This is a genomic window from Brevundimonas abyssalis TAR-001, from assembly GCF_000466985.1.
In the GTDB taxonomy this organism is placed as follows: domain Bacteria; phylum Pseudomonadota; class Alphaproteobacteria; order Caulobacterales; family Caulobacteraceae; genus Brevundimonas; species Brevundimonas abyssalis.
The window spans coordinates 1-21,803 of record NZ_BATC01000050.1 but is presented as its reverse complement, the minus strand read 5'-3'; the positions used below and the strand labels follow the sequence as shown (position 1 = coordinate 21,803).

The 21,803-nt window shown below is 64.2% G+C and carries 24 protein-coding genes and 2 pseudogenes; 10 read left to right on the top strand and 16 right to left on the bottom strand.

Annotated elements, in window-relative coordinates:
- Nucleotides 1–27 precede the first annotated feature (27 nt).
- Genes trbJ through MBEBAB_RS11365 form a run of 7 tightly spaced genes read left to right on the top strand, consistent with a single transcriptional unit; the run spans nucleotide 28 to nucleotide 5,849 of the window.
- Nucleotides 28–756, top strand: a complete 729-nt coding sequence (gene trbJ / locus MBEBAB_RS11395; RefSeq protein WP_021698152.1) for a P-type conjugative transfer protein TrbJ — start codon at nucleotides 28–30, stop codon at nucleotides 754–756.
- A gap of 10 nt (nucleotides 757–766) precedes the next feature.
- Complete coding sequence (trbL, locus tag MBEBAB_RS11390) at nucleotides 767–2,182, top strand: P-type conjugative transfer protein TrbL (protein ID WP_021698151.1); 1,416 nt, start codon at nucleotides 767–769, stop codon at nucleotides 2,180–2,182.
- Entirely contained in the window at nucleotides 2,183–2,998 is an 816-nt protein-coding gene (trbF, locus tag MBEBAB_RS11385) for a conjugal transfer protein TrbF (protein ID WP_021698150.1), read from the top strand.
- Nucleotides 2,995–3,972, top strand: a complete 978-nt coding sequence (gene trbG, locus MBEBAB_RS11380) for a P-type conjugative transfer protein TrbG (protein ID WP_021698149.1) — start codon at nucleotides 2,995–2,997, stop codon at nucleotides 3,970–3,972. The genes trbF and trbG overlap by 4 nt, the downstream gene beginning before the upstream one ends.
- The gene (locus MBEBAB_RS11375; RefSeq protein WP_021698148.1) at nucleotides 3,969–5,279 is read left to right on the top strand and encodes a TrbI/VirB10 family protein; all 1,311 of its coding nucleotides are present in this window, start codon (nucleotides 3,969–3,971) and stop codon (nucleotides 5,277–5,279) included. Before trbG ends, MBEBAB_RS11375 begins: the two co-directional genes overlap by 4 nt.
- Before the next feature lie 12 nt (nucleotides 5,280–5,291).
- Nucleotides 5,292–5,507 (top strand): DUF2274 domain-containing protein, encoded by a 216-nt coding sequence (locus tag MBEBAB_RS11370; protein WP_021698147.1) that lies wholly within the window; start codon nucleotides 5,292–5,294, stop codon nucleotides 5,505–5,507.
- A 3-nt stretch (nucleotides 5,508–5,510) separates the two neighbouring features.
- A complete protein-coding gene (locus tag MBEBAB_RS11365; protein WP_045319248.1) occupies nucleotides 5,511–5,849 on the top strand; it encodes a DUF736 domain-containing protein in 339 nt (112 codons plus the stop codon).
- A 395-nt stretch (nucleotides 5,850–6,244) separates the two neighbouring features.
- Here MBEBAB_RS11365 and MBEBAB_RS11360 read toward each other — a convergent pair whose 3' ends face one another.
- The 13 genes and pseudogenes from MBEBAB_RS11360 to MBEBAB_RS18115 all read right to left on the bottom strand — a co-directional run bounded on the left by MBEBAB_RS11360 (nucleotide 6,245) and on the right by MBEBAB_RS18115 (nucleotide 16,867).
- Nucleotides 6,245–7,825: an AAA family ATPase gene (locus MBEBAB_RS11360; protein ID WP_200865121.1), complete on the bottom strand. Its 1,581-nt coding sequence runs from the start codon at nucleotides 7,823–7,825 to the stop codon at nucleotides 6,245–6,247.
- A gap of 55 nt (nucleotides 7,826–7,880) precedes the next feature.
- Nucleotides 7,881–8,632 (bottom strand): IS5 family transposase gene (locus MBEBAB_RS16260; RefSeq protein WP_373852930.1). Its coding sequence is split into 2 segments (ribosomal slippage): nucleotides 7,881–8,303 and nucleotides 8,306–8,632, totalling 750 coding nucleotides; the frame shifts between segments, so codons are not numbered across the junction.
- Nucleotides 8,633–8,677: 45 nt separating this feature from the next.
- Nucleotides 8,678–9,343 carry an AAA family ATPase gene (locus MBEBAB_RS11345; RefSeq protein ID WP_148291519.1) on the bottom strand — a complete coding sequence of 222 codons (666 nt, stop codon included), beginning with the start codon at nucleotides 9,341–9,343 and terminating at the stop codon, nucleotides 8,678–8,680.
- An 86-nt stretch (nucleotides 9,344–9,429) separates the two neighbouring features.
- Nucleotides 9,430–11,643, bottom strand: a complete 2,214-nt coding sequence (locus tag MBEBAB_RS11340) for an nSTAND3 domain-containing NTPase (RefSeq protein WP_148291518.1) — start codon at nucleotides 11,641–11,643, stop codon at nucleotides 9,430–9,432.
- Between the two features lie 315 nt (nucleotides 11,644–11,958).
- Nucleotides 11,959–12,366, bottom strand: a complete 408-nt coding sequence (locus tag MBEBAB_RS15770; protein ID WP_081703510.1) for a DUF2442 domain-containing protein — start codon at nucleotides 12,364–12,366, stop codon at nucleotides 11,959–11,961.
- Nucleotides 12,359–12,598 carry a DUF4160 domain-containing protein gene (locus MBEBAB_RS11335; RefSeq protein WP_021698141.1) on the bottom strand — a complete coding sequence of 80 codons (240 nt, stop codon included), beginning with the start codon at nucleotides 12,596–12,598 and terminating at the stop codon, nucleotides 12,359–12,361. Before MBEBAB_RS11335 ends, MBEBAB_RS15770 begins: the two co-directional genes overlap by 8 nt.
- Nucleotides 12,599–12,748: 150 nt before the next feature.
- Nucleotides 12,749–13,072 (bottom strand): helix-turn-helix domain-containing protein, encoded by a 324-nt coding sequence (locus MBEBAB_RS11330; RefSeq protein ID WP_021698140.1) that lies wholly within the window; start codon nucleotides 13,070–13,072, stop codon nucleotides 12,749–12,751.
- On the bottom strand, nucleotides 13,050–13,436 hold the full coding sequence (locus MBEBAB_RS11325) for a type II toxin-antitoxin system RelE/ParE family toxin (RefSeq protein WP_021698139.1): 387 nt from the start codon (nucleotides 13,434–13,436) through the stop codon (nucleotides 13,050–13,052). The genes MBEBAB_RS11330 and MBEBAB_RS11325 overlap by 23 nt, the downstream gene beginning before the upstream one ends.
- 105 nt (nucleotides 13,437–13,541) lie before the next feature.
- The gene (locus MBEBAB_RS11320; protein ID WP_021698138.1) at nucleotides 13,542–14,783 is read right to left on the bottom strand and encodes a tyrosine-type recombinase/integrase; all 1,242 of its coding nucleotides are present in this window, start codon (nucleotides 14,781–14,783) and stop codon (nucleotides 13,542–13,544) included.
- Nucleotides 14,784–14,996: 213 nt separating this feature from the next.
- Nucleotides 14,997–15,173 (bottom strand): annotated as a pseudogene (locus MBEBAB_RS15765) (JAB domain-containing protein); the annotation flags it as partial.
- Nucleotides 15,174–15,274: 101 nt separating this feature from the next.
- Nucleotides 15,275–15,682, bottom strand: a complete 408-nt coding sequence (locus MBEBAB_RS15760) for a hypothetical protein (RefSeq protein ID WP_200865120.1) — start codon at nucleotides 15,680–15,682, stop codon at nucleotides 15,275–15,277.
- Nucleotides 15,683–15,909: 227 nt separating this feature from the next.
- The gene (locus MBEBAB_RS16255; RefSeq protein ID WP_148291517.1) at nucleotides 15,910–16,395 is read right to left on the bottom strand and encodes a hypothetical protein; all 486 of its coding nucleotides are present in this window, start codon (nucleotides 16,393–16,395) and stop codon (nucleotides 15,910–15,912) included.
- A 256-nt stretch (nucleotides 16,396–16,651) separates the two neighbouring features.
- On the bottom strand, nucleotides 16,652–16,867 hold the full coding sequence (locus MBEBAB_RS18115) for a GDCCVxC domain-containing (seleno)protein (protein WP_081703509.1): 216 nt from the start codon (nucleotides 16,865–16,867) through the stop codon (nucleotides 16,652–16,654).
- 454 nt (nucleotides 16,868–17,321) lie between these two features.
- Here MBEBAB_RS18115 and MBEBAB_RS11315 point away from each other — a divergent pair, with 454 nt between their 5' ends.
- Together MBEBAB_RS11315 and MBEBAB_RS11310 are read left to right on the top strand one after the other, a co-directional pair.
- A complete protein-coding gene (locus MBEBAB_RS11315; RefSeq protein WP_081703507.1) occupies nucleotides 17,322–17,759 on the top strand; it encodes a MerR family transcriptional regulator in 438 nt (145 codons plus the stop codon).
- 61 nt (nucleotides 17,760–17,820) lie between these two features.
- Nucleotides 17,821–18,132: a hypothetical protein gene (locus MBEBAB_RS11310; RefSeq protein WP_045319245.1), complete on the top strand. Its 312-nt coding sequence runs from the start codon at nucleotides 17,821–17,823 to the stop codon at nucleotides 18,130–18,132.
- A 91-nt stretch (nucleotides 18,133–18,223) separates the two neighbouring features.
- Here MBEBAB_RS11310 and MBEBAB_RS11305 read toward each other — a convergent pair.
- A pseudogene (locus MBEBAB_RS11305) lies at nucleotides 18,224–18,673 on the bottom strand (JAB domain-containing protein); the annotation flags it as partial.
- Between the two features lie 99 nt (nucleotides 18,674–18,772).
- Between MBEBAB_RS11305 and MBEBAB_RS18110 the strand changes: the two are divergent.
- Entirely contained in the window at nucleotides 18,773–20,056 is a 1,284-nt protein-coding gene (locus tag MBEBAB_RS18110; protein ID WP_021698134.1) for a hypothetical protein, read from the top strand.
- Nucleotides 20,057–20,225: 169 nt separating this feature from the next.
- On the opposite strand, the gene map is transcribed toward MBEBAB_RS18110, so the two are convergent.
- Nucleotides 20,226–21,044 carry a type I methionyl aminopeptidase gene (gene map / locus MBEBAB_RS11295; protein ID WP_021698133.1) on the bottom strand — a complete coding sequence of 273 codons (819 nt, stop codon included), beginning with the start codon at nucleotides 21,042–21,044 and terminating at the stop codon, nucleotides 20,226–20,228.
- An 8-nt stretch (nucleotides 21,045–21,052) separates the two neighbouring features.
- Nucleotides 21,053–21,763, bottom strand: a complete 711-nt coding sequence (sfsA, locus tag MBEBAB_RS11290) for a DNA/RNA nuclease SfsA (RefSeq protein ID WP_021698132.1) — start codon at nucleotides 21,761–21,763, stop codon at nucleotides 21,053–21,055.
- Nucleotides 21,764–21,803: the final 40 nt, after the last annotated feature.

The window sequence follows — 21,803 nt, the reverse complement described above, 5'->3', positions numbered from 1 at the left end:
CACCCCCCAGCAGACGGAGCTACCCCTGTGAACCGCACACACATCCTCGCCACCGTGTTGGCGACCACCACCATCGCCGGAGCCGCGCTCGCGCCGGTCACGCCCGCCGCCGCCCAATGGACGGTGTTCGACCCCACGAACTACAGCCAGAACGTCCTGACAGCGGCTCGTACGCTCCAGCAGATCAACAATCAGATCACGGCGCTGCAAAATCAGGCTGCCATGCTCCAGAACCAGGCGCGCCAGCTCCAGAGCCTGGACTTCTCCTCGATCGACCAGATCAACCGCTCGATGCAGCGCATCGATGCGTTGATGGGCCAGGCGCAGGGCATCGCCTTTGACCTCGATGCGACCGATGCGGCGCTGCGCGATCAGTTCCCCGAGGCGTTCGACCGGGCGATGTCCACCGACGACATGGTCCGGCAGGCGCAGGCGCAGTTGCAGGCGGCGACGCGGGCCTTCCGCCAGACCATGCGCCTGCAGGCGCAGGTGGCGGAGAACATCCAGTCGGACGGTCCCTTGCTGGCCGAACTGATCGCGCAGAGCCAGGGCGCGGCCGGGAGCCTTCAGGCGCAGCAGGCGACCAACCAGCTTCTCGCCGTCTCCGCCCGCCAGCAGCTCCAGCTCCAGTCGCTGATGGCCGCGCAGTACCGCGCCGAAGCGATCGAGCAGGAGCGCCAGCGCCAGGCGATGGAGGCCGCCCGCGAGCGCACCCGGCGCTTCGTCGGCTCCTCCCGGGCCTACACCCCCGAATAGGTCGCAGGCGATGGACCCGGCCCCGGACTTCAATATCATCGACCGCTTCATGGCGGCGTTCGTTGCCTACATCGACAGCGGGTTCGGGCTGCTGGGGCCGGACGTCGCCTTTCTCACCACCGTCCTGATCGGCATCGACATCACGCTCGCCGGCCTGTGGTGGGCGATGGACGGCGACCGGGACGTGATCGGCCGGTTCATCAAGAAGATCCTCTATGTCGGACTCTTCGCGCTGATCCTCAGCAACTTCCAGTTCCTGAGCGATGTGATCTACCGCAGCTTCGCCGGTCTCGGCCTCACCGCCGGAGGCAGCGGCCTGGCGGCCGACGACCTGTTGAGGCCCGGCCGGCTCGCGAGCGTCGGCTTCGAGGCCGCGCACCCCCTGATCGAGGCGATCGAGGACATGATGGGGTTCCCGCAGGTGTTCGGCCACCTCATGACCGTGGTGATCCTGCTGGTGGCGTGGCTGCTGGTGGTGCTGGCCTTCTTCATCCTCGCCATCCAGCTTTTCGTCGCGGTCATCGAGTTCAAGCTGACCACGCTCGCCGGCTTCGTGCTGGTGCCCTTCGCGCTGTTCAACAAGACCAGCTTCCTCGCCGAACGGGTGTTGGGCAACGTCATCGCCTCGGGCCTCAAGGTCATGGTGCTGGCGGTCATCGTCGGTATCGGCACCGGCCTGTTCGGCGGCTTCATCGAAGCGGGCGGCGGCGAGCCTGACACGGCGTCCGCCATGACCCTGGTCCTGGGCGCGCTGTCGCTGCTCGGCCTCGGCATCTTCGGACCCGGCATCGCGGCGGGTCTGGTGACCGGCGCGCCCCAGCTTGGCGCCGGCGCCGCCATCGGCACGGCCGCAGGCGTGGCGATCGCCGGCATCGGCGGCGCGGCGATCGGAGCGCGGGCGCTCGGCGCAGTCGGGTCCGCCGGGATGGGAGCCATCAAGGCCGGGACCGCGATGGGATCGGCCGCGCAGGCGTCCTACCAGATCGGACAGGCGGGCGCAGGCAGTTCGAGCGTCGCCGCCGGACTTGGCGGTGTCGCCGGTGCGGCGGGCGGCGCGGCCCGGCAGGGTGTCGGAGCGGTCGCGAACCGGATCGCCCAGCCATTCCGAGACAGCATCCAGAGCGGCCGTGACGCCGCCTGGAGAGCGACGGGAGGCGCGCCGCCTGCCAGCACCGCGTCAGCGGGTGCGGTCGGTGCGGGCGGCGCAACGGGCTCAGCGGGGTCGTCCGGCGGCGCCGCAGCCGGCGGCGATGCTGCCGGTGGCGGCGCGCCTGTCGGCGGGGCGGCCCCATCCACTCCGCCCGCCTGGGCCCGGCAGATGCGCGGCGAACAGACCCGGCGCTACCGCCATCAGATGCTGCTGCACACGCTGAAGGACGGCGACCGCGGCGGCCTTGGCATCAACCCCAGCCTCAAGGAGGACTAGATGCTCTTCAAACGTCCGCTCCAACGCTATGGCCGCACGCCCGAGCCAGAGACCCCCTACAGCCGAGCCGGCCAGCTCTGGGACGAGCGGATCGGTTCCGCCCGCGTCCAGGCGCGCAACTGGCGACTGATCGCCTTCGGCTGCCTCGCCCTGTCCGGCGGCCTCGCCGTGGGCAATGTCTGGCAGTCGATGCAGAGCCGGGTCGCGCCCTATGTGGTCGAGGTCGACCGGCTGGGGGAGGCGCGCAGCGTCGCTCCGGCCGTGCAGAACTATCGCCCGACCGACGGCCAGATCGCCTGGCACCTCGGCCGGTTCATCACCCAGGTCCGCTCTGTCTCGATCGATCCGGTGCTGGTGCGCGAAAACTGGCTGGGCGCCTACGACTTCGCCACCGATCGCGCGGCGATCTTTCTCAACGAGCACGCCCGCACCAACGACCCGTTCGCGGCGATCGGCCAGCGTAGCGTCTCGGTGCAGGTCACCAGCGTCGTGCGCGCCTCGGATCGCAGCTTCCAGGTCAAATGGATCGAGCAGACCTATGAGCGCGGCAGCCTCGCGCGGTCAGAACGCTGGACCGCCATGCTCACGGTCGCCGTCCGACCACCACGCACCGCGGACGCGCTGCGCCGCAATCCGCTCGGCCTGTTCGTCGAGGCCATCGACTGGTCGCGCGAATTCGACGCTGGGACAGCCGTACCGCCTGCGCCGACCGAAGAGGCCCCGGTGATCCCGCCGAGCGAAGCGGACTGGACGGAGGACTTGATCGACCTCGGTCCCGCGCCTGCCGAACCCGATATTGAAGGAGAGCAACCATGAACCGCCCGATCCTGGCCGGCGCCTCGGCGCTGGCGCTCGCGGCCTGTGCAGGCAAGACCCCGCCGCCCGTCATCACCTATGACGCGGCCGACTTCCAGCCAGCCGTCATCGAGACGCCCGCTCCGCCGCCGGTGGAGATCGTCGAGACGCCGGTCCCGCTGCCGCTGCCCGGCCAGCTCATGCCGCCGCCGTCGGTCCGGCCGGAGGAAAGTCCGCCCACCGAACGGGTCGAGGCGGCGAACCGGGCCGCCACGCAGGAGCCGTCCAGCGCCGGCTACATCAACGCCGTGCAGGTCTATCCCTGGAGCGACGGGGCGCTCTACCGGCTTTACGCAGCACCGGAGCGCGTCACCGACATCGCCTTGCAGCCGGGCGAACGCCTGATCGCGGTCTCGGCAGGCGACACCGTGCGCTGGGTCATCGGCGACACCACCAGCGGCTTGGGCGAGCTGGAGCGCGTCCACATCCTCGTGAAGCCCTTCGCCGCCGGCCTCGCCACCAACATGGTCATCACCACCGACCGGCGGGCTTATCGCCTCGCGCTCGAAAGCACCGACGCGACCGCCATGGCCGCACTGTCATGGACCTATCCGCAGGACCGCCTGATGGCGCTCCAGCGTCAGAACCAGCAGGCGCAGGCCGCGCAGCCGGCGGCCGAGGGCATCGCCCTGACCAATATCCGCTTCCGCTACGAGATCACCGGCGACACGCCGCCGTGGCGTCCGGTGCGGGCGTGGGACGACGGCTCGAAGGTCTATATCGAGTTCCCCGGCCGGCTCGACCAGGGCGAGGCCCCGCCGCTGTTCGTGGTGGGGCCGCTGGGTGACGCCCAGCTCGTCAACTACCGGGTCAGCGGCCACCACTACATCGTCGATCGGCTGTTCGCGGCCGCCGAACTGCGCCACGGCGAGGACCCGCAATCCGTGGTGCGGATCAGTCGCACCGATGGCCAGCACGCCAGGGGGCGGCGATGACCGGCGCGCCCGACGAGCCGCCGCGGCCCGACCCGGCTCCGGAAGTCGGCCCCGATGAGAAAGGGGCCGCCACCTCCGAGCCGCCCCGCAAGGACCCGGCCGAGACGCTGACCCTACGCGCCGCGCCGCGTCGCATCGTCCGCTTCCGGCGCGGCGTGGTGATCGGGGGCGCGGCCGCGGGTTCGCTCGCCATCGCCGGGGTCGCCTGGATGGCGCTCGCGCCGCAGACCCTGCGCATGGCGGCCGAGCCTGACGAACCCAGCGTGAGCGATCGCCGCGCGCCGCCCGACGCCATCGCCAACCTGCCGCCCGACTACAGCCGCGTGACGCCCACCACGCCCCGGTTGGGGCAGCCGCTTCCCGGCGACCTCGGCCGGCCGATCGTGCGCCGCCAGCAGGAGTTGGGCATCGACCCGGCCGGGCCGGAAGGCGTTCCGCCCGCGCGGACGCCGGAGGAACAGGCGGCCGAGCAGCAGCGCCAGCGGATCGCGACGCAGGCCACCCAGGCGCGCGAAGCCGGAGTGATGGTGCAGCGGGCCGGCGGCGCACCGGCGCTTCCGGGGATCGCCGGGGACGTCCCTGGCGGGCTGGCGGAAGGCGTGGCGTTGCAGCCCACACCGCCCGATGCGCCGACCGGCTTTGGCCCGGCCGCCGACCTTGGCCACCAGCAACGCAAACTCGACTTCCTCGCCCAGACGCCGACCGGCGGCACGCAGAACACCCACGGGCACCAGCCGCCGGGTCCGCCGCATCAGGTCCTGGCCGGGAGCGTCATCGCCGCGAGCCTGCTCACAGGGGTCAACTCCGACCTTCCGGGTCTGGTGACGGCCCAGGTCACGGAACACGTCTATGACACGGTGACCGGCCGGACCGTGCTGATCCCGCAGGGCTCGCGGCTGATCGGCGCCTATGACAGCGTGGTCGCCTTCGGCCAGAGCCGCGCGCTGCTGGTCTGGCAGCGCATCATCCTGCCCGATGGCTCCTCGATCCAGATCGACAACCTGCCGACGACAGACGCCGCGGGCTACGCGGGGCTGGAGGACCGGGTGGACTTCCACACCTGGCGGCTGCTGCGCGGCGTTGCGCTCTCGACCCTGTTGGGCGTCGGGACCGAACTGAGCCTTGGCGACAGCGAAAGCGATCTCGTGCGGGCGATCCGCGAGTCCGCCCAGCAGAACGCCGATCGCGCGGGCCAGCAGATCGTCACTCGCAATCTCGACATCCAGCCCACAATCCGCATCCGCCCCGGCTGGCCGCTGCGGGTGATCGTCCACAAGGATCTCATGCTGCGGCCCTGGGCGGGCTGAAAGGAGATGACCATGATCAAGCTCGCCAGACTTCCCGACCGCACCCCCGTCAAGCTTACGGTGATCGTCATGCCCGATCTCAGCCGGGCGCTCGCCGACTACGCCGCATTCTACCGCGATACCTATGGCGAGAAGGCCGATGTCGCCGACCTGATACCGGCCATGCTCGAAGGGTTCCTCGCCGCCGACAAGGCGTTCGCCAAATTCCGCAAAGACGGGGAGGGCTGAGCCATGTCCGAACCCGGCAAGTTCACGCCGTCGAAGCAGGGAGGATGGGAAGGTCGCATTCAGACCCTCACCCTCGACCGCAAGGTGCGGCTGGTTCCGAATGACAATCGCCGGAACGAGAACGCGCCCGACTACATCGTTCTCATGGGTTGGGCGCGCGTTGGGGAGGCGTGGGAGGCCCGATCACGCGCCGATCCGCCCCGACCTTACCTGCGCATACGGCTCCACGATCCGACATGGGCCGCTCCGCTCAGAGCGGCGCTGCTGCCCGATCCGAACGGTCTGACGGCGGAGCTTGTGTTCAGTCAGCCCTCGCATGGGGGATCGGCATCGAATGGCTGAACCCGTGTTCCTGACAACCGAAGAAGTGTCTGACCGTTATCGCGGCCGGATCACAGTAGGCACGCTCCAAAACTGGCGCGCAATGCGGATTGGTCCGCCATTTCTCAAGGTTGGGAAGGCAGTCTTGTATCCAGCGGAAGGGCTGGAAGCGTGGGATCGGGAGAACATGGTGCAACCCCGTGCGACCAAGATGCTCGGGCGTGCGCGGATCACTGGGAATTAACTCCAAGTAAGGAAGGCTCGACTCGGCTCCCTCGACCGGCCCTGCCTGTAGTGCGCGAGGGGAGGGCGTTCGATACGCCCCCGAACCAGAGTTCGGTCGGTACTGGCAAGCGGCCGAATGGCACCGGGATTACCGACTGTCGAGGTCGCGCCATGACCCGATTCGGGCGCAGCTAATGCGTGGGTTGGGAGAGCGCTTCGAGGCCGTCGTAGTGTAGCGGAGCAACTGCCTTGATCATTTCTAGTAGGTATTTGGCATTCTTCTGTGACTCCGCCACTAGTGCCGGATCGAATCCTTTTCCGGTGTGGTGCGATAGATCGTTGGCGAACTTGTTGATGGCTGTCTTCTTGTGATCATCGAAGTTCACCTTGTCGAGCTTGGCGTAGAGCGAGCCCTTCGAGGGGACGTGGAAGTCCAAGAATGTCTCAAGAACTTTCCGAGCGATGTTGGGTATGTGATAGCAACTCAGAATTGTTCCATCTGATTGGAACGTGTAGAGCACCTTGAACAGATAGTGGTACTCGGTCGCGTGGTCGATCAAGAGCTGGTCCAGAGGGGCCAGATGGGCGGAACGTCCGTCTTTGGTCTCGGTGCACACCACCATCATGTAGGATCGATCCGCCTTCTTTAGGCCTGAATTCTCGAACCAGTTTATCAACAGTTTCAAGAATTCAAAGTTATGCGTCAGTATGAAAAGTTGCTTGGCGTCCTTGGCCTCGTTCTTCAGAAACGAAAACGCCTGATAGATTGCCGATGAATCGAGGCTTGAAATGGGATCGTCGATCACGACGATCCCTTCGGTCAGGTTGAAATCCTGATCCTTGAGTTTGACGAGGAAATACAGGAACGCGATAGCCGTCTTTTCGCCCTCGCTTAGTCGCTTGGCCGGCTTGCCCCGTCGTAAGACCTGATAGCCCTCGTCGCCGGACTCAAACCGCAGGTCCGTGCGCCCGAGAAACTGCTTGAGGTGGTTTGTCAGGCCTTCGCCGCCCGCGTGGGCGTTCGAGACTTGCGCCTGCTTGGCGATGATCGATTGTGAAAGCTCTTCCAGACTCCGCTTGTCCGGGAGGGCGTCGCCGCCGTCATGCAGAAGGTCGCTTTCGGCCTTTAACTTGGCCGCCTGGTCAGCCAGCCTGTCCACCTGATCCTTGATCGTCAGCAGGTAGTGACCCTCGATCGCCTTCGCCGCGTCCGCCTTGGCTTTGTCGAAGCCGGCAGTTTTGTCCTGATGGCGCTTAATGACGCTTTGAATGGTCTCCCAGGCGGCGGCGAGACCGGCAGAATCGCAGTTAATCTGTCGGTCATAGGCGGTGGTTCGAAGCGTGAGCTTCTCGTTCAGCGCGTCACGGACGGTGTTGAGCTGTGCAGCAAGCTGGTCTCGCGCCTCGGCGAATTGCTGGATCGCTGTGTCGTAGTCGGCGCGAAGCTCGGAATAGAAGGCGAGGCGATCAGGCAGCGGCAAGCTGCCCAAGCTTTCCATGGTGGCGGCCAATGCCGACCGTTCCCTCTCAAGCTCTTCCTTGAGCTTCCGGTCCTCCACGCTGAAATGTTCTGCGAGCGCCTTCATACGTTCTGCGGGCAACGGCTGATCACAGAACTCACAGCGGTCCGCGCTCGCGTGGATGTGAACGCCCTCGTCCACCCACGATGCAATAGCGGGGTTTTTGACGAGTCGTTCGATCACCGCCGCTTGTGCCGAACGAAGAAAGAAGGTCGTGGCGCGTGTTCCTGCGCTTGCGGCGAATTCGATCACACTGATCTCGTTGCCCTCGATGGCTAGGCTTCGTGGACAAAGGGTATCCAGAGTTTCACTGAGGCCAGCGCGACGAAGCCAGGTAGGACTCCCTGGTTTTGTCGTAGCGGGTGGCTACCCTTCGCCAGTTCTTCAGCTTGTTGAACAGCCGCTCGACCAGGTTGCGCCAGCGGTACTTTGCGCGGTCGTGCGGAGCAGGCGTGCGGCGGTTGGCCTTTGCAGGGATGACCGCTTCGACGCCGGCAGCGGCGATCTCTTGGCGGATGGCATCGGCGTCATAGCCGCGGTCGGCGAGGAACGCTTCGATCCGACCCTCGATCATGCGGAACAGCGGAGCGAAGCCCTGTACATCGTGCGCCTGGCCGGGCGTCAGCACGAAGCCGAGCGGAAGCCCCCTGGCGTCGCATCTGGCGTGGAGCTTGGTGGTGAAGCCTCCTCGCGATCGGCCGAGCCCCTCTGTTTGCTGAGTCCCCTTTTTATGCCGACTGCACAATGATGTGCTCGGACCACCGTGCTGTCGATCATATCGGCGGCGATATCGCGCCCCGCCAGTTCGGCCAGCGTCTCGAGCATGGCATCGAACACACCGGTCGTGACCCATCTTCGGTAGCGCCGGAAGACGCTGTTCCACTTGCCATACTCATCCGGCAAATGCCGCCACTGCGCACCGGTACGGGCGATCCACATCATGCCTTCGAAATAGCGGCGGTTATCCTGCGCAGGCCGGCAACCCCGCCCGCGCTCCGACGGCAGCAGCGGGCCGATCAGCTCCCACTCGTCATCCGAAACACCAATCCGCTCGCCCAATGCCGCCTCCAAAAGGCAGCCTTGAATCAACACCCGAGTCTCAGGTCAAGCTTTGTCCACGAAGCCTAGCGAGGGAATGCCCAGCGGGCTTATAGCCGCCATCTGCTCTTGCCGAACGGTGGCGCGATGAGCCTCAAGCTCCGCATCGGTCAGTAACTTTGCGGCTTGGAGTTTGCCGAACGCCGACTCCGCGTCGGGCTTCCGGTAGCTGCGCAACGTCGCACCGCTAGTGGCTTCGCCGATTGTCTTGGCGATCTGCGAAAACAGTTTGCCTTTGTCGCTGTCGATCTTGGCGACGGAGGCGCTGAGAGCCGCGATCGTGCGGGTTCGATCCTCGCGGGTCGCGATCTCCGTCTTCAATTCCTCGGCGACGGCCTTGTTTTCTTCGCCAATGATGAGAATGTGCCGTAGCGGTCCCTCGAACCGCCCAATATTGGCCTCCACGAAATCGCTGTTGAAGACGCGAACGCCGCGCAAATACTTGGTGCCATGGGTCAGCGCGCCCGATTGGCTATCGACGGCATATTCAAGATCAGGATGGTCTGGGTGCGAGCCTGCTTCTAGGCAGGCGAGCAAGCGGGATAGGGTAGTTTTGCCCGATCCATTTTCGCCGTATACGACGTTGAACCGACCGAAGGCGGGCAGTTCCACCGCTGCGGTGTAATTGTCAAAAACCCCGAGGCTCTTAATTTTCTTGATCTGTGTGAGCACCCGCACCTCCCCGCAGCAACCACGCTAGCACACCCGAAAGCGATAAAGAGTCTCCTAGTCTCCGCCCAACAAACCTTCGCCCTCAGTCAAGCATCGACGTCGTCGAAAATCGCGCCATCTCCATCGGAGAGGCTCGTTGATTTGTCCATCGATGAGGGATTCCACGCGGACCCGTCTGGCTCGGGCTGGTCGGCCTCCAGCGCTTCAATGTGAGCGTCGATCTGGGCGTAGAGCTGATCGAAGTCGCTGTCGTTCTCCATTTCGAAATAGGCTTGGGCGATTTGTAGATTTTCCTTGAACTCTTCGTAGAGGCCAACTTCGTTTTCAGACGAATAACGCCCGAACTCTTCAAATACGTTTGGAATATCGGACAGCCATTCCTTGCGGAACGCCTCAGTATATTCGACGAAATCGTCGTCCTTAAATATCTGGTGAAGGATTTTATCCTTGAGCGGCCTAGCGTCCAGCCACGTTATCGAGTGCTTCTTGACGTCCGCCACCATTCCGATGCGGACGTCCTCTGCAATAAGACCCCAAGACGCCATTGCGGCGACGAGCAGCTTGCCGCTGAGTCCCAGGCTAGCCAAGTCGGCCTTCGCCGCCCATTCGAGGATATCGGGACGAACCTTCAGCACCTCAACAAGGAAGGCTCTCTCGCAGCGGGCGCCTAGGAAGGACATCAGGCCTTCGTCCAAGGCGCAAGATTTCAGCCGGTCGAGGAGTACCGGGTAGAGCGGCGGCGGTATCCGGATACGCTTGTCGTCGGCTGCCTTCGGCCGGCACGCCGCCTCGCGCAGAAGGCGGTCGAGTTTGGCACCGTGGACATAGAGCTCGACCAACTCGGGCGAGGTGCCGACAATCGTTGCGAACGCGTCGGTGACGGTCGGATGGCGGAAGATCCACCGATCGCCATCGTCCTCTGAGACGAGCAGCGTCAGGCTGTCGTTCAGGTGTTGCATCGCCCGGGCCAACTCGGCGACCTGCACCCCCATGAGACGGGTGACCGTCTCAAGCGCCGGCGAGGCGGAAATCGGCGACGGCACCCCTGTTTGCGAGTTCAGGAAGATCAGGGCGATAGCAGCTCGCGATGCATCGTCCAGTTGCTCCAGCACTTCCGTCAGGAATTCCACGGGGTGCTCGACCAGGCGGATCAACCGCTCCCTGCTGATAACCAAGTTTTTGGTGAAGAGCGGATCGCCAAGGCGCCGGGCGGTCTCCGGCAGAAAAGCCTTGTTGGCGGCGATTGCCGACAAATGGGGCTTCAGGAGTCTACGTATCGCCTGTGGCTGAATCCTCCGGACGTGGTTGTAGAGCATCTGGGCGCGCTCTTGCTCAGACAACGCGTGGACGTTGACGACGATCTGGCTTTCCTTGAGCAGAGGAAACGCACTGGTCTTGAGGTGCGGCCTGGCCGCCTCCCAGATGTAATTTCGCGACGTGAACACGACGCGGGCGCCCCCTTCGACCGCGGCCTTGAGGGCTCCAAGTTCGGCGTTCCAACGGCTCATTCGCGACGCGTCGAAGTGGTTGGGGCCGAAGGCGTCGTCGACCCACAGAAACTGCCTCTCCCCGGGGTGCCAGAGGTTCAACTGGTCGGGCGCATTGATCTTCAGCGCGCCGAGGCACCCATCATCGATCGCGCCGAGTGCCAGGATCGCGGCAATTGTGGATTTACCGGAGGCGGGATCACCGAGGAGGATGACAAATCCGTGCTCTCGCAGGGCCTGCACGGCGGATCGGTAGGCATCTGTCGGCACGAAGCAGCTCAGGTCGGACCCCATGGAGTCCAGGATGGCCTTGGCCTGCTTGTATCCGTGGCCGGTAATGATGTGGGATAGGTCGCCGATGCCGTAAACCCGTGGCACCAGCATCCGCAGTTTCGGATTGTCCGTGAGCTGCTGAACAATCCAGGTGCCGCCGAACACCCGGCACGTCTTCACGCCCACCGCTTCGAAGGCTGCGCAGATTTGCGCATCGACTTCCCCAGAGACCCCAGCGTTGGTCAGAACCACGTAGTCGTCGGCGAGCCCGTCGGCGGCCAGCTTCTTGGCCTTCGGAAGCTCGGCCTTCAGGTTGGTTAGGGTCAGATTGGCCCCGGGCTTGCCCAGGAATTTGCATTGAATGGTTGACTTCTCGACCGTGCCGTCTGGGCCGTCCCAGCGTCCCAAGAAGGCCGCGTCGCGCCCTCCATCCTTGGATTCAAGGAAGGTCTGAACCGGCCTCTTCAGGACTTCGGCGGCGATTGCTGCGGCCACGTCCTGGAACGCTTTCCAGCCTAGCTGACTGAGGTCGTAGCTCACTTCGCCCACTGCGTCTGCCCCTCGTCGTTGTACCCTCCTGCCAAGGGGCCCGTGTAGCGAAGCTGCACTAAATCGCTGACGGTTCAAGAATCAAGAATAAGGTGGGGAAGGCCTTCCGCTGCCTCCGGGCGTGACCCTCTTAGCCTAAGGTTATCAACGGCCGCCCGGTTCGACCCCATCGGGATTCGTATCGGCCGCCCTAATGCGGACCGTCGGAATGTGACCTATCAGCCCGACACTAACTTTTGGGGGTGGAGATCCGCTCAGCCCCTCCCTTGGAAGCTTTCACGCAGTGACCGGATCGCCCATCATCGCCTACCGATTTGCCGCTTTGCGGGGGCGGCCGCCCTTCGCTCCGTTCGCACGGGCTGCCGCAGCCTTGGCCAGCGATTTGGTTTGCCCTGCACGACGAGCCATCCAGGCTTTTGTCCCGAAGATGCCGGCCATCAGGCCAGGCAGCGAAAGATCGACGTCAAGCGCCTCCCAATGCAGGCCGTAGCCTTGGCCGAGGATTTCGACGCCGGAAAGCTGGTCTTCCGATGCGGTCTCAAGCCCCTGTGCAAGTCGCGGTGGGAAAGCGAACGTGCAGCCGTTCTCAAGATCGACAATCACGCGGCCGGACGACCGGTCATAGCGCGCGGCTGCGGCGCGCGGTTCGCTTGCGTGCGCCGTACTGCCCCGCTCAAGGGCGGCGTCGATTACAGCATCGGTCAGTTCAGCCATGTATTTCTCTCCAACGCATAAGAAACTCGGTTTGCTGCTCGCTCACCACATCGACCGCGCGACGCACCTCGTTCCGCTTCATGCCCTGCGCCCATATCAATTCCGGCTCGCCGTCCGGACCGATCAGATTGATCTTGGCGTGACCGTCCCCGAACACATGGACGTGGGCCGGCTCATGATCATCGGTGAAGATGACGATGCGCAGGCCATGCGCGCGATAGATCGTGACCATTGCGCTAATAACCTATCATGATGGGTTTTTCAATGAGATTCCGAAAAGGCGTATGCCTCTCCAGCGACCGCGCGCGATCTGGATCGGCGGGCACGGTTCGCCGGAGTAAGGCATCGAAGCCCGACACTGACTTCGGTGGTTGGACCGCACTCAGGCCAGGATTCCCAAACCATGCTTCTGCACGATCGACAGGAGCTTCAGGGCTGCTCCGCTTGGCTTTTTCGCGCCGCTCTCCCACTTCTCGACCGTGCTTTCGCTGGTGTTGAGATAGCGCGCGAACACCGGCTGGCTGACATTGTTGCTTTCCCGCAGCCGCTTGATGTCCTCAGCGTCGATCGGCGGCGGGACCACGAGGCACGATTCATCGAACTCGCGCATGGTCTGCTTATCGACCGACCCGGCGCGATACATCCCTTCGATGTTGGAGTGGACCGCTTCCGCGATCCGGCTTCTATACTTCCGCGTGGTCGCCATCACATATCTCCATAATCTCACCGGCTTCGAGACCGCGGGTCATGTCTGCGCTCGTCACACCTGCATAGTAGTTGGCCATCGCCCGTAAATCCCTAAGGTCCTTGGGGCTTATGTTAGCTCGGTCCTTCTTGGCGAAGAGGTAGGCGTACACCCAATATCGCCCACCTTTCGCGACGATGATGCTGCGGCTCCGGTTCTTGTCCAATCGCTTCTTGAAGACCCCGCCGCCGAGGTCGTCGCACTGGCCTTTCATCGCTTCGAACATGGCGTCGCATAGCTCCGCGTCCGAAATTCTCGCCTTCCTGGCCGCCTTGGCGAACCAGGCAGTCTTGAAGACGCGCGCGCCGCTTGAGACGGCGTTCACGGCAGATATGTAGCACTTAGTGCTACCTCTTTCAAGATCGCCATGTGGTGCGGGTGTGACTGGACGCCCGTCATGGGCGGGCGTCCAGTACCTTGATCCGAGGACCTATGCCGCACGGCGAAGGGCCTCTTTGGCCAGCAGGGACCTCACGAACCTGTCCCACCTTTCCATGCCGGCGCGCTTCTCCGGCATGTAGTCCCACCGATCGTAGTTTCGGGAACTCACGTCTTGCAGGGCATGGTTCTGAATGCGGTCGCGGATTTCCTTGGCGACTCCAGCCTGACCGGCCAGCGTCTTCCATGTCCGCCGAAGGTCGCGGTTGGAAACGGAGGGGATCACGCCGTTATCGCGCTGGCGCCACATGAATGCGTAGAGCGTCTGGTGCGAGACCGGCCGGGTAGGGTCCATCGCCGCCGGGAAAAAGTAGCCATTGCGGTTGGGAACGATGCCTTCGATCAACTCGGCTGCGAGGCTGGGGACGGGGATGGCGTGAGGGCTTCCGTTTTTGGTCTTCGACCAGTCGATGATCCGTTCCTCGGCGTCCCACTGATCGACATGGAGCCGGGCGATCTCCTGGACGCGCTGTCCTGTGAGCATGAGAAGCCGGACGGCGCGAAGGTAAGGGGGATGGACTGGTGCGCTTGGATATTCGAGCCAGCGATAGAGCTGGACGAACTCACGGGAAGACAGCCATCGGTTTCCCACGATCTTGGGTTCGGTCGGAATGCTCGCTGCCGGGTTCAGATGAAGCCCGAACCGTCGCGGCGACTGATTACGGTAGTCATGTTCTGACTTGATGCCCCAGTTGAATGCCGCATGGAGGTAGCCGCGAACGTGGCAAGCCATGGATCGCGCGCCACGCTTGTAGATCGGCCGAAGGATTTCAGTGATCTCCTCCGGCTCGATGTCGCGGGCAGCGCGTCGACGCCCGAGCGTGTCCGCGATCTTGTTGAGGCCCTTTTCCGTCTCCTTCCACGATGGTTTCTCATGGGCCTTGAGCCAGCCCACATAGCCGTCGAACAGGTCCCCGACGGTGCCTGTGCGATTGTCCCGCACAATCCGGATGCTCCGCCGCTTCTGGATTGCGTTGGCAAAGTCGCGCTCGAAGGTCTCTCGCGCCTCCTCCACGGTCATGGAAGGATAGTCGCCGATCTTCACGCGGACGCGCTTGTTGTCGCGCCATTGCTGCGCCAACCATTCGGCGACGACCCTGCAGCGGGTCGCCTTGACCCGGAGCACGAGACGGCCGGTGCCCCGACCTTCGCCTTCGGTCAGCAGTTCGGAGCCGCCCGATTGCCCAATGCGCTTGATCGCTCGGCGTATGAGGCTGTCTGTAAGCTGCGTCATTGGATTTTCTCCTCAGCCGCCGAGTTGGATTGCAAGTCGGGTGCAGCGTCGCGTGAGGCGCAACAACGCTCACGGAGTCCGACGAGCGCTGACTCCCATGGGTTTTGCCGGAAACGGGGGCTGGTAACCGTCCCAAACCGCTTTTTTTGCATGACCCAAGGTGCCAAAGCCGCCTTCGATGGGCAAGCAAAAAAATCCTGTGATTTCAGATGATTAGGCGTGAATTTCCGTGAAATTCGAGCGCCGATTATCCTTGTTGTGCACCAGAATGATGGCGCTGGCCGACACCTCCAGCGCCCGGCGCACCACTTCGCGCGGATAGACGGGGGCGTGGTCCACGGTGCCGCGATTGAGGATTTCGTCGTGTTGCAGCTGGTTCTTCTTGTCCATGTGGTGTTCCCCCGAACTGTTAACCGCTACATTCAGCGGTCATGTCGTCGGCCAACCCAAAGCGGCCGCTCCGAAGGTCGGAAACGGGTGGACAGGAGACGTTACCGTTCAGCAGTCCACACGGTGAAGCGAGCCACCTCGGTCGAGGCCATCGACCTTGCAAGCTCCCGGTCTCTGTAGCCGGGCGTGGTAGCCATCCAGTCGACGAACTCCTCGTTGCCACGTGCATCCGAAGGAAAGATGCTGAGAGGCTGACCATCAGAGCCGTAAAGAATGAAGACGACATCATCCCCCCAAGGACCGCTGTCATCCGTCGCTACGACTATCGAAGACAGGTTCGAAATCGCAATGACTCTTCGTTCGCCAGTTCCATCGGTCGTGATGATGTCTGGCCCGCTGACAGTGACGGACCAACGGTCAGATTGGGCTTGATGCTCACTGGAGGTTTCTGGCGCGCGGCAAGAGGTGCTGCCGAGAAGAGATAGGCCAAGAGCCAATATGCGCAGCATGTGAAACCCCGGATCGCTTCGAGGGACCCAGTTTGCCCTATTAGCGTGGGTCCGCAACGGGTCGAGAGCGGTCTTAGGCTCGCGCACCAATAGGCGACATTCAAAAGGTTTTGCGGAACGCTCATTTCCTGTCCATGTGGTGTTCCCCCGAACTGTTAACCGCTACATGCAGCGGTCATGTCGTCGGCCAACCCAAAGCGGCCGCTCTGTAGGTCTGAGAAGGGTGGTCAGCGGTCGTTGGACAGGACATGCCGGGGAATATTCTCTACTCGCCCGTCGCCTGTTAGCCTGAACCGTCCGCCTCCATATCCCGTAGCTCCGGCTGTAGCCCCTACCTCGTAGATGACGCCCGGAGTAAGCGGCTTGGCTTCCACTTCATAATCGGCCTGTTCCGGTGATCTCGGCTCGCCAGCCAAGGGCACCCCATAGGTCACAGGGAAGTGCGTTTCACAGTCATATCCCACGCGGTTCCACCAGACGACACCGGTGTTGACCGGTTGGGCATCATCGCCCGGCTGAGCTTCCATTCGGCGTTGGCGGTCCTGTGCCGACACGACGATCATCGTCAGGCAGGACGATGGCTTGGTCCGAGAGCTTGGATCAACGATGAACGTCAACTGACCGTCGATCATCGTGGCTAGTATGTCGTAGGCGTAGGAGCACCCACCGAGGAGTAGGAAGCTTGTGATGACGAGGGTGCGGATCAAAAGCATGGCGACAGAATGGACGACCCGATCCGCCCTGCCAAGCTACGACCCCGAATGTCCGCAACCGGTCGATTTCGGTCTTAGGCTCCCGCACCAATAAGCGACGTTCAAAAAGTTTTGCAAAACGCTCATTATCTGTCCATGTGGTGTTCCCCTGAACTGTTAACCGCCGCATTTAGCGGTGATGTCATCGGCCAACCCCAAGCGGCCGCTCGGAAAGTCGGAAACGGGTGGGAAGCGGACCTATGCTCAGGCCGCGTCACTAGCCACAGCACGAGGTGCCCTGCTGGATCGGTGGGCATGGAGTGTCCGCGTAAGAACAGAACACACAGCAATCGCCGGGCAGCGGTCGCAACTTGGTCCCACAGCCAGCGCAATCGTAGAACCAGATGCAAGCGTCTGTCGGCATGGTTTCGGTAGCCACATGCCCGCAGTCAGGGCAGGTGAGGGTGGATTGTAGCAGGATGCCGTCGCTCATCGCGCGGCCATCAAGACGCTCATCGCCCAAGGCTCAATGAAAGGCCCCCAAACCAGAGCGAGGCCAACCAGCACGGAAGCCAGAACAAGCAGCCAAAAAGCCGTCCGCGACGGTCGAGCGCAACTCACGTCAGTTCGGCACTTTCGAACCCGCCGCCAATGCAAGAGCCAGCCCACCATCAACACGAGCGCCGCAATGGCCGTCAGCCATGTTCGCGCTCCTGCGATGACGGCGGCTCCTGCGAAGGAAACTCCGGCAAGGGAGAGAGCGAGAGGCAACACGCAGCAAGCCGCCCAAGCGAAGACCGAGGCAAACCCTCCGACAGCAGCCGACGTGCTGACGACAACATCGGGATTAGGGGGAGGCTTGTGGGTCATCATGGGAAACTCCGTCCAATGTGATAGAGGCTACAACCCGTAGCCACTACGGGATCAAGTGCGTGAAGCGACAAAGGATGACGATTGGAAGGTTGGCCCGCGAAGCTAGGGTGAACCTCGAAACCGTGCGCTACTATGAGCGTATCGGCGTCATGCCCGTGCCTGACCGAACCGAGGGCGGACACCGTAGCTACGCTCCTGAACACGCTGAGCGTCTGAAGTTCATTCGCAGGTCTCGGGAGTTGGGATTCGGCATCGAAACCATCCGACGTTTGATTTCCTTGGGCGAGGCCGAGAGCCAATCGTGCTGTGAGGTGAGGGATATGGCGAAGGATCAGATCGCCAGCATCGACGCCAAGATCAGCGATCTGACACGGCTCAGGCGGGTCCTTCAGCAGGCCGTAGTCGACTGTGGAGAGGGCACCGAAGTTCGTTGCCCCGTCATCAAAGAGTTGGGATCGAACGGAAGGCTAGCTGGTTCGACTGAGAGTGGTCGGCCACAGGGGATGAAATAAGACCATGAGCATCAGGCCCGGTTTCTACAGCGTTCGCCAATCTGGATCGGACCAAGACCCCATGGACGACGAAGCGTGGGGGCTGGCTATGCTCTCGCACTTCAAGGACGGGCGCGTCGTTGGAGTTGATCAGGGCGGTTGCCGGGTGAGCGGGACGTATCAAGACCGTCCAGACGGCGGCATCGAACTACACATGATCTACGACCTCAAATGCGGGTCTCACCTGCCCAACGGAACCGTGCTGGAAGCCGATCACCGGATTGAGGGCGATCTGGTTCTAACTGGCCAGACGGTCACTGGTGGCCATCAGCTTTTGGACATCGGCCTAGGCCCCATGTTCATCAGCTTAGAATGGCTCGCAGAGGGGGTCTGATTTCCTCACAAGGAACGTCCGCTTTGGGTCGAGAGCGGTCTTAGGCTCGCGCACCAATAGGCGACATTCAAAAGGTTTTGCGGAACGCTCATTTCCTGTCCAGATACAGCACCCGGAACTGCTCGCGCGGTTCGTGCTGCAGGGCCACGCGCACGTAGGAGACCAGCGCGGTCCAGGACGAGATGACGGGGCGCCTGGCCGCCGGTTCGCGGACCACCCGGCGACTGACCTCATGCAGGGCGGTCAGGTCCAGGGCGGTTTCGGCGCCGACGCCCTTCATGCGGCCCTTCGAGTCCTCGGCGCGGACGGTCATCAGGTCCTCCACCGAAGCGGCCAGCACCGCGGACAGGGAGCCGAAGCGGGCCAGCAGGGCCTTGGCGACGGGCTTCACGTCGCCCTGTGGCTGGCTGCGGAACAGGAACAGCTCCAGCAGTTCATAGTCGGGCAGGTGGGTCAGGCCGCCGCCCCGCGCCCGCTCACGCAGGCGCTCGCGGTGGCCTGCATGGTGCGGTTTCGCCACTTTCGGCGCCGCGTCGGTCAAGAGCCCCTCCTGATCCCGCCTTGAGACCGTCACAGTGCCGGGGACCTATGCGCGCCACAAGACCGAAATCGGTCCCGTATTAAAGCGAAGAGCATCCGCATGAAGACGACCGCCGCCTCCCTCGCCGCCCTGATGATCGGGCTGGCCTCGCCCGCCTTCGCGCAGGAGGCCATGGACGCCCGGGCGGTTTTCGATCAGGCCGAGGCCATCTGTGAAGCGGACGACGGCGCCCTGTGGGGCGTCAGCCTGTGCGGGCCGATCCTGATCGTCGATCCCGCGACCCGTCAGGCCGTGGCCAGTCAGGCGGGGGACAGCGACGTTCTGAGCGAGACTGACGGCGTCTTCACCGGCGTGCTGCCGGACGATGTCATGGTCGCCAATACGGCGGTGGACTGGGACGGGGTGCGCTGGACCATGCTGCTGGCGCCCCTGCCCGAAGAGATCGAGACGCGGGCGGGGCTGATCGCCCACGAAAGCTGGCACCGCATTCAGGACCAGCTGGGCCTGCCCATGGCCTCGCCGACGCCGGACCATCTGGCCACCGCCGAGGGCCGCATCGCCATGCGGCTGGAATGGCGCGCCCTGGCCGCCGCCCTGTCCGCGCCGGATGCCCAGGGGCTGCGCACGGCCACGCACGAGGCTCTGATCTTCCGCGCCGCCCGCCACGCTCAGGCGGGGGCGGCGGGGGCAGAACAGGAGCGGGCGCTGGAGCTGAACGAGGGCCTGGCGGAATACACCGGCGTCAGGCTGTCGGGCGCGCTGGATCCGCACCGGGACGTGGCCGCCACCCTGCGCGCCGCCGAGCAAGCCGACGCCTTCTCCCGCATGTTCGCCTATGCGTCGGGCCCCGCTTACGGCCTGCTGCTGGACGACGCGGCGCCCGGCTGGCGCGAGGGGCTGACGGCGGAGTCCGATCTGGGCGCCCTGCTGGGCGCGGCCGTGGGCTTCACGGCGCCGGAGGACCCGGTGGCGGTCTTCGCCCGCACCGCGTCGCTGTATGGCGGCCAGGCCGTGGCGGACGAGGAGTTGGCGGCCCATCAGGAACGGGCGGGCCTGACCACCCGCTGGAGCGACCGGCTGGTGGACGGGCCGGTGCTGCGCCTGCCGCTGGAGACTATCCGGGTCAGCTTCGACCCCAACACCCTGCAGCCGCTGCCGCCGCACGGGGTGGTCTATCCGAGCGCGACCATCACCGACGTCTGGGGCGTCCTGACCGTCACCGACGGCGCCCTGATCGACGGCGACTGGAGCGCGGTGACGGTGACCGCGCCCGAGGATGGCGACACCCTGACCGGCGACGGCTGGTCGCTGGATCTGGCAGAGGGCTGGCGGATCGCGCCGGGCGCGCGGGACGGGGATTTCGTGCTGGTGTCGGGCGAGTAGGTCCAGACATCATCCCCATTCCCCGTCATTCCCGGCCTTGTGCCGGGAATCCATAGTCACGGGATGCAGGGCTTGGTCTCACCCTTCTGAGCGTATGGATCGCCGGGACAAGCCCGGCGATGACGAACCTGTGCGAACGGGTCACCAGATCCGCCGACTGTGTGGCTCTCTAGCTGAACACCGGTCGGAACAATCCCTTCGGACTGGCGGTGAAGATCTCCAGCCCGTCCTCGGTGACGCCCACGCTGTGCTCGCACTGGGACGACAGGGACTTGTCGCGGGTGACGGCGGTCCAGCCGTCGGACAGCACCTTCACCGCCGGCTTGCCCAGGTTCACCATCGGCTCGACCGTGAAGAACATGCCCGGCTTCAGCACCGCGCCTTCGCCCCGGCGGCCGAAGTGCAGGACGTTGGGGTTGTCGTGGAACACCCGCCCGATGCCGTGGCCGCAGAAGTCGCGCACCACCGACATGCGCTGGGCCTCGACGTATTTCTGGATGGCGAAACCGATGTCGCCGAAGGTGTTTCCGGGCTTCACCTGCTTCAGGCCGATGTCCAGCGCCTCATAGGTCACGTCGATCAGCTTCTTGGCCCGGGTGTTGATCTCGCCCACGGCGTACATGCGGCTGGAATCGCCGTGCCAGCCGTCGACGATCACCGTGTGATCGATGTTGACGATGTCGCCGTCCTTCAGCGCCTTGTCGCCGGGAATCCCGTGGCAGACCACGTGATTGATCGAGATGCAGGTGGTCTTCGTATAGCCCTTGTAGCCGAGGCACGCGGGCAGGCCGCCGTTGTCCAGGGTGAACTGGCGCACCAGATCGTCCAGTTCGCCGGTGGTCACGCCCGGCTTCACATGCTCGCCGATCATGTCCAGCGCCTCGGCCACAAGGCGCCCGGCCTTGCGCATGCCCTCGAAATCCTCGGGCTGGTAAAGGCGGATGGTGTGCGAGCGGGTGTAGAGCTCGGCGTCCTGGGTCTCGTACATCAATCGGTTCAACCTGTTGCGCCCGGCCGGCCCAGCGGGCGGTTCAGGCGGATTGTTTCGGGTGTCAGATGGCAACCATAGCACAGAACCTCAACCCCGTTCGCCTCGGCGCGACGCAGCGCCGCGCCATAGGCGGGGTCCAGATCGTCGGCGGTGACGAAGCGGTCGCAGTCGCCGCGCTGGGCGATGAACAGCATGACGGCCCGACCGCCCGCCTCGACCACCCGCTCCAGCGCCCCCAGATGCTTGGCGCCCCGCGCGGTGACGCAGTCGGGGAATTCGGCCAGGCCCGGTGCGCGCGACAGGGTCACGTTCTTGACCTCAACGTAGGCGGGGGCCCGTCCCGGGTGTTCGAGCAGCAGGTCGATGCGGCTGTCGGAATCGTAGCGGACCTCGCGCCGGATGACGTCGTATCCGGTCAGCCCGGGAATCACGCCGTCCCCGATCGCGGCCTCGGCCAGCCGGTTCGGCCGCATGGTGTTGACGCCCACCAGCCCGGTGGGAAGCTGCACCATCTCCAGCGTCAGCGGCAGCTTGCGCTTGGGGTCCGCCGAGCGCGACAGCCACACCGGCAGGCCGGGCATGTTCATGCCCAGCATGGAGCCGGAATTGGGCACATGGACGGTGGTCCCGGTCCCGTCCTCCAGCGTCACATCGGCCAGGAAGCGCTTGTAGCGGCGGATCAGGATGCCGCGTTCCAGCGGGGCGGGAAAGATCATGGGGCGGGCCTATAGAGCAAACCTTCTCCCATTGGGAGAA

Excerpts from the sequence above, each read along its gene's own strand:
- MBEBAB_RS11365 (WP_045319248.1), top strand. The coding sequence starts at position 5,511 with ATGTCCGAACCCGGCAAGTTCACGCCGTCGAAGCAGGGAGGATGGGAA.
- MBEBAB_RS11370 (WP_021698147.1), top strand. The coding sequence starts at position 5,292 with ATGATCAAGCTCGCCAGACTTCCCGACCGCACCCCCGTCAAGCTTACG.
- MBEBAB_RS15760 (WP_200865120.1), bottom strand. The coding sequence starts at position 15,682 with ATGCTGCGCATATTGGCTCTTGGCCTATCTCTTCTCGGCAGCACCTCT.
- sfsA (WP_021698132.1), bottom strand. The coding sequence starts at position 21,763 with ATGATCTTTCCCGCCCCGCTGGAACGCGGCATCCTGATCCGCCGCTAC.
- map (WP_021698133.1), bottom strand. The coding sequence starts at position 21,044 with ATGTACGAGACCCAGGACGCCGAGCTCTACACCCGCTCGCACACCATC.
- MBEBAB_RS11320 (WP_021698138.1), bottom strand. The coding sequence starts at position 14,783 with ATGACGCAGCTTACAGACAGCCTCATACGCCGAGCGATCAAGCGCATT.
- trbG (WP_021698149.1), top strand. The coding sequence starts at position 2,995 with ATGAACCGCCCGATCCTGGCCGGCGCCTCGGCGCTGGCGCTCGCGGCC.
- MBEBAB_RS11310 (WP_045319245.1), top strand. The coding sequence starts at position 17,821 with ATGGACGACGAAGCGTGGGGGCTGGCTATGCTCTCGCACTTCAAGGAC.
- MBEBAB_RS11330 (WP_021698140.1), bottom strand. The coding sequence starts at position 13,072 with ATGGCGACCACGCGGAAGTATAGAAGCCGGATCGCGGAAGCGGTCCAC.
- trbL (WP_021698151.1), top strand. The coding sequence starts at position 767 with ATGGACCCGGCCCCGGACTTCAATATCATCGACCGCTTCATGGCGGCG.
- trbF (WP_021698150.1), top strand. The coding sequence starts at position 2,183 with ATGCTCTTCAAACGTCCGCTCCAACGCTATGGCCGCACGCCCGAGCCA.
- MBEBAB_RS11375 (WP_021698148.1), top strand. The coding sequence starts at position 3,969 with ATGACCGGCGCGCCCGACGAGCCGCCGCGGCCCGACCCGGCTCCGGAA.
- MBEBAB_RS18115 (WP_081703509.1), bottom strand. The coding sequence starts at position 16,867 with ATGAGCGACGGCATCCTGCTACAATCCACCCTCACCTGCCCTGACTGC.
- MBEBAB_RS15770 (WP_081703510.1), bottom strand. The coding sequence starts at position 12,366 with ATGGCTGAACTGACCGATGCTGTAATCGACGCCGCCCTTGAGCGGGGC.
- MBEBAB_RS16255 (WP_148291517.1), bottom strand. The coding sequence starts at position 16,395 with ATGCTTTTGATCCGCACCCTCGTCATCACAAGCTTCCTACTCCTCGGT.
- MBEBAB_RS11335 (WP_021698141.1), bottom strand. The coding sequence starts at position 12,598 with ATGGTCACGATCTATCGCGCGCATGGCCTGCGCATCGTCATCTTCACC.
- MBEBAB_RS18110 (WP_021698134.1), top strand. The coding sequence starts at position 18,773 with ATGAAGACGACCGCCGCCTCCCTCGCCGCCCTGATGATCGGGCTGGCC.
- MBEBAB_RS11315 (WP_081703507.1), top strand. The coding sequence starts at position 17,322 with ATGACGATTGGAAGGTTGGCCCGCGAAGCTAGGGTGAACCTCGAAACC.